This window comes from Streptomyces ruber (assembly GCF_014648075.1).
Taxonomy (GTDB): domain Bacteria; phylum Actinomycetota; class Actinomycetes; order Streptomycetales; family Streptomycetaceae; genus Streptomyces; species Streptomyces ruber.
Map to the genome: position 1 here is coordinate 1 of NZ_BMQK01000097.1, position 512 is coordinate 512.

The 512-nt window shown below is 36.7% G+C and carries 1 protein-coding gene; it reads left to right on the top strand.

The genetic code is table 11. The features are described 5' to 3' along the window. Positions 1-31 precede the first annotated feature (31 nt). A complete protein-coding gene (locus IEZ04_RS36420) occupies positions 32-490 on the top strand; it encodes an integrase zinc binding domain-containing protein (RefSeq protein WP_189220937.1) in 459 nt (152 codons plus the stop codon). The last annotated feature ends 22 nt before the right edge of the window (positions 491-512 follow it).

Consider the following 512-nt stretch of genomic DNA (forward strand, 5'->3'; position numbering starts at 1 on the left):
GGATTGGTAATTCATTGAAACATTTCCTTATGTGATCAAATACAAGCAAGGTAAGGACAACGTGGTAGCTGATGCATTGTCCCGAAGGTATGCATTACTTTCAATTTTAGATACGAAATTGCTTGGTTTTGAATACATTAAGGATTTGTATGCACAAGATCATGATTTTGGTGATGTGTTCAATGCATGTGAAAATGTGGCGTTTGGTAAGTTTTATAGGCATAATGGATTCTTGTTTCGAGAAAATAAACTGTGTGTGCCTATATGTTCTTTGCGTGAATTACTTATGAGAGAAGCTCATGGTGGTGGTTTGATGGGTCATTTTGGTGTAGCTAAGACTTTAGGAATTTTGCATGATCATTTTTTTTGGCCTCATATGAAGCGTGATGTGGAAAGAATTTGTGAGAAGTGTATCACGTGTAAACAGGCTAAGTCTAAGTTGAAACCCCATGGTTTATACACCCCTTTGCCAATACCTAGTGAACCTTGAATTGACATATCTATGGTTTTTG